General features: G+C 38.4%; 4 protein-coding genes and 1 pseudogene. 4 read left to right on the top strand and 1 reads right to left on the bottom strand.

Features of this window, described 5'->3' with window-relative positions; genetic code table 11:
• The first annotated feature begins 10 nt into the window (after window positions 1–10).
• Together copA (JOC31_RS09630) and JOC31_RS09625 are read left to right on the top strand one after the other, a co-directional pair.
• A complete protein-coding gene (gene copA, locus JOC31_RS09630; protein WP_000746878.1) occupies window positions 11–148 on the top strand; it encodes a plasmid copy number transcriptional regulator CopA in 138 nt (45 codons plus the stop codon).
• A gap of 60 nt (window positions 149–208) precedes the next feature.
• Entirely contained in the window at window positions 209–889 is a 681-nt protein-coding gene (locus JOC31_RS09625) for a replication protein (RefSeq protein WP_205010615.1), read from the top strand.
• A gap of 141 nt (window positions 890–1,030) precedes the next feature.
• On the opposite strand, the gene JOC31_RS09620 is transcribed toward JOC31_RS09625, so the two are convergent.
• Window positions 1,031–1,555, bottom strand: coding sequence for a DUF5626 family protein (locus JOC31_RS09620; RefSeq protein WP_205010616.1), 525 nt, complete (start codon window positions 1,553–1,555; stop codon window positions 1,031–1,033).
• A 475-nt stretch (window positions 1,556–2,030) separates the two neighbouring features.
• Between JOC31_RS09620 and mobV the strand changes: the two genes are divergently transcribed.
• Window positions 2,031–3,533, top strand: coding sequence for a MobV family relaxase (mobV, locus tag JOC31_RS09615; protein ID WP_205010617.1), 1,503 nt, complete (start codon window positions 2,031–2,033; stop codon window positions 3,531–3,533).
• 917 nt (window positions 3,534–4,450) lie between these two features.
• Window positions 4,451–4,535 (top strand): annotated as a pseudogene (gene copA, locus JOC31_RS10045) (plasmid copy number transcriptional regulator CopA); the annotation flags it as partial.

The following is a 4,535-nucleotide window of genomic DNA, read 5'->3' as shown; positions in this document are numbered from 1 at the left end:
GAGGTGGCTCATGAAAAAAAGATTAACGATAACGCTCAGTGAATCTGTGCTTGAAAATCTTGAAAAAATGGCGAAAGAAATGGGGTTATCAAAATCCGCAATGATTTCAGTTGCCTTGGAAAATTACAAGAAAGGTCAAGTAAAATAAAAAAAGCCGAGCTGGCTGGCGGGGCTTTTAGATATATTATACTTGGGTATATTATACTTTATGGCTAAAGAAAAATCAAGATACTTTACTTTTTTGCTCTATCCAGAATCAATTCCGAATGATTGGGAGTTGAAGCTTGAAACTCTTGGAGTGCCGATAGCAGTTAGTCCGCTTCACGATAAAGACAAGAGTAATGTTGAGGGGCAGAAATATAAAAAACCACACTATCATGTGCTTTATATTGCTAAAAATCCAGTTACTGCAGATAGCGTGCGTTGGAAAATCAAGAAATTGCTTGGAGAAAAGAGTTTAGCAATGGTGCAAGTTGTTCTAAACGTTGAAAATACATACTTGTATTTAACGCATGAGAGCAAAGATGCTATCGCCAAGAAAAAACATGTTTACGATAAAGCTGATATAAAGCTAATCAATAATTTTGATATTGACCGCTATGTGACGTTGGATGTCGAGGAAAAAGCAGAACTTTTCAACGTGGTTGTTTCATTGATTCGAGCATATACACTTCAAAATATTTTTGATTTATATGACTTTATCGATGAGAACGGAGAGGCTTATGGATTGACAATCAATTTGGTCAATGAGGTTATCGCAGGAAAAACTGGATTCATGAAGTTGCTATTTGATGGGGCTTATCAACGTAGCAAACGAGGAGTAAAACCAGGAGCTGAAATTGATTCAGAGACGGGGGAAATTGTTGATTCTGAAATAAACAAAAAATGAGTCGGATATGTAATACCCGACTCATTTTTATTTTATGATTTTTTGCGGTTTTTTATAGCATTAAGGAGTAAGTGTGTCAAGAATCCTAGAGTAACAACGATTAAGAGAGATACAATTACAGTTATAATCATAATTATTTACTTAACGAACATAAGTAACTAAAGCACCGTTTTCGATTCTTGCTCTAACTCCTCCGCTCCAAGATGGACCGCCTAACCAAGGTATTGAAGCGTTAAAATTGATGTTGTATGTAGCTTGTGTACTGCTGTCAAGAGTTAGTGTAGCAGAGCTTGCAACGATATGGAAATACCATGGATCATAAGCTCGTGTAATTTTTTTATTATTAACTGTAACGGTAAAACCGGCATTAGATGCACCTAAGATAACATTAACATTGTATGTACCATTTGAAACATTTGACCTTGTGTGCCAGTGTAACCAACGGAAGGAAATTTCTGGTTCTCCTTCTTCGATTTTTGTTACAGTTATTGTACCTTTTTCTCCAGTTGCTGTAGTAAATTCTTCTGTGTGAGAATCTCCGACATATTGTAAACGAGGAATTTCGTTTGCTATAGCATTGTCGAAATCATCAGCTTGAACTAGATTACCAGATAAAACGAAAAATGCACCAATAAAGGCTAAAATGGCAATTAAAAATTTTTTCATGATTAACCTCCTTGTGGAAAGATATTCGTTTAATGAAATAGCGTTTTTAGAATTTTAGATGTTATTGTTTTCCGTGTTTTGTCCTTTCTAATCTAAAACTCTGTTACCGCTTTCATTTTATAAAAAAATTAGTTAAAAGTCAAAGAAAATGATGTTAGAGACGTATTTTTATTGGTTATTGGTCATTTTGAAAAAATGACTTTGGTCGACTTGGGGAAGTCGGCCGACATGACAAAAATGTCCTTGTGGTTCGAGGGCGTTTTTGGTATCTCGCCACCTTTCCTTTGTGGCGAGCAAGCCGTCTGCAAGACCGCACTTTTACGAAGTAAAGTATAGTGCGTTATACTTTACATGGAAGTTGTACCGAAAATGTGCTAAACTACTAGCTAAGATGTTAGGTATTTAGGCAAGCAATAGCCTGGGCGGCTTGCCTGTCATTCGTTGTTCGAATGACCACCTGGAGAGGAGCTGAAGGGTGAGTTATCTTGTAGCAAGAATGCAAAAAATGAAGGTTGGTAATCTTGGGGGAGCTTATCGACATAATGAACGTATTTTTGAGAATCATTCGAATAAAGATATTGATACGAGCAGGTCGCATCTCAACTATGAGTTGACGGATCGTGACCGCTCAGTGTCGTATGAAAAACAGATTAAGGATTATGTGAATGAAACAAAGGTTTCTAGTCGAGCGATTCGGAAAGATGCTGTTTTATGTGATGAATGGATTATTACGTCAGACAAGGGATTTTTTGACGGTTTGAGTGAAGAAAAAACCAGGTATTTTTTTGAGATTGCTAAAGACTATTTTGCAGAAAATTATGGTAAATCTAACATTGCTTATGCTAGTGTTCATTTGGACGAGAGTACTCCGCATATGCACCTGGGAGTTGTTCCTATGGCAGATGGAAAATTATCTTCAAAGGCGATGTTTGGTCGTGAAGAACTGAAGAAAATCCAAGAAGATTTTCCGAAATACATGAATGAACATGGGTTTGAGTTATCGCGTGGGCAGTTAGGAAGTGAACGAAAACATTTGAGTGTAGCTGATTATAAGGCTAAAATTGGCGAGGAAACTCTGAATAAAGAATTGTTAAGCCTGGGAGCACCTCGGTATTGGCATGAAAAAGAGAATAGACCTGGAACTAAAGAGGAAGTTGCAGGGTATGAGAGTATAGCTTCGTTATTCTCTGAAGAGGAATATCATATTCGAGAGGCAACGTTGGAAGAACGCTTTAAATGGCTGGATAGCCATAGAAACGATTTAAAGAGCGATTTAAGCCGTTTAGAGAATATCTTGGATAAAAAGGTTACGGAATATGATGAAATCGATTCTAAGGCCTCTGAGAGGCTCTCAGAGCTATCTGAATTAGAAACTAGTATAAAACATCGAGAAAAGGAATTAAAAGGCTTAGAAAGCGATTCTGAGCGTCTGAGTGCTAGAGTTAAAGAGTTAACCGAAGAGAAAGTTAAACAAAAAGGGGTTATTACTAAAAGAGTTGAGCAGTTAGCAGCAATGTCGGTATCTGATCTAGACAGGAGACAAGTTGCGGAAGAACTCCAGGAAGAATTAACTGCAGCGAATCCTAAATTGTTCGGTGGAGGTTTTCATTTCACGGTTGATTTTGTCAATCGTTTAAAAGCGTTTATGTCTGATGTCGTTGAAAAACTAGAGGAGACCATGAGTCAAAATGAAATGCTTAGAAGAGCTTTCGAGAATGTCAAAGTGTCAAAAGAAAGGTTGGAACAACGGCTGACACAATCAGACCGAGAGAAAAGCAATCTAGAAAAAGAAAACTATTTGTTGCGAGAAGAAAACAAGGAATTGAAAGGCTCTGAAAAGCTGTTAGAAGACATTCAAGAGGTTTTAACTGAATCTGAGATAAAAAGTATAGGGAACCGATTGGATGACTTGCAGGCGTCAAGAAGAGCTAGAAATAGATACCAGGAAAGAGAAAGGAATCAAGGACCAAGTCTCTGAGCGGTTTATGCCGTGAAAGCTATTTGACAATAAGCTAGGTCAAGTTAGACTGGAGGGGGCGGTTGGTCAGAACGAAGTTCGACCGAGCGACACATCAAAGACTAACGACCTAGGTTACTTGTTGTCAAATAGACCATGGAATAAAGTAAGCGGTCGTGATATAATAGCACAGTCGCAACACCCAGTTAGCACTGCTAAGGAGGTGAGACTTTATGCTAAACTGCTTCATCGAGCTTGTTCTGCTACCACTGCTGGTCGGTGTCAGTACAGAACTGATTGCGGAATGGCTAATCCGTAAGTGGCATGACAAATGCGACAAATAACTTAGTCTGAGTGCCTTGAGCAAGCACAAAAAAACACCTAGGGTTGCCCCCCTAGGTGTTTCTTTATGCTTAGCTTCATCGAACTTTTAAGCAAGTTAATTATATCATGTACTGGTTCTAAGTGTCAAAAATTGTGTTATAATCTAAATGAGGCACCTCAGCGATACGGTCGGTGGTGTGAATCTCATTTCCGTAGGGTGACTGGAAACGGATAGCTCAAAGGGCACAATTTGTGTCGGGTGTGGGACTGCCTTCAGCTTCGGGCTGTAAAGACCCCTGATATTTCTAAATGAGATTGACCCTATCGGGTCTTTTTTTTTGTATCTTCAGAAGAAAATTCGGGTGATTTTTCCGAAGGGAAAATCTAAAAATCGGGGGGGCTACTACGACCCCCCATATAGTGCCGAGTGCCAAATTAAGAAAAAAAGTGCCTTGAAGCCTTGTGCCCCAAGGGTTTAGGGGGTGTAAAATCTCGGCGAGTTTTCGGCGAGTTTTTTGGCGAATTCGGCGAGATTTTGAAAAATAATGCGAAAAACATTGCATTTAATGCGTAATTTTGTTAATATAAATTTATAAAATTTTGAGAGGTGGCTCATGAAAAAAAGATTAACGATAACGCTCAGTGAATCTGTGCTTGAAAATCTTGAAAAAATGGCGAAAGAAATGGGGTTATCAAAAT

The sequence above is a fragment of the Streptococcus saliviloxodontae genome (genome assembly GCF_016908655.1).
In the GTDB taxonomy this organism is placed as follows: Bacteria; Bacillota; Bacilli; order Lactobacillales; family Streptococcaceae; genus Streptococcus; species Streptococcus saliviloxodontae.
Note: the sequence above shows the minus strand (reverse complement) of the source record. Positions and strands in the feature narration are given on the sequence as shown.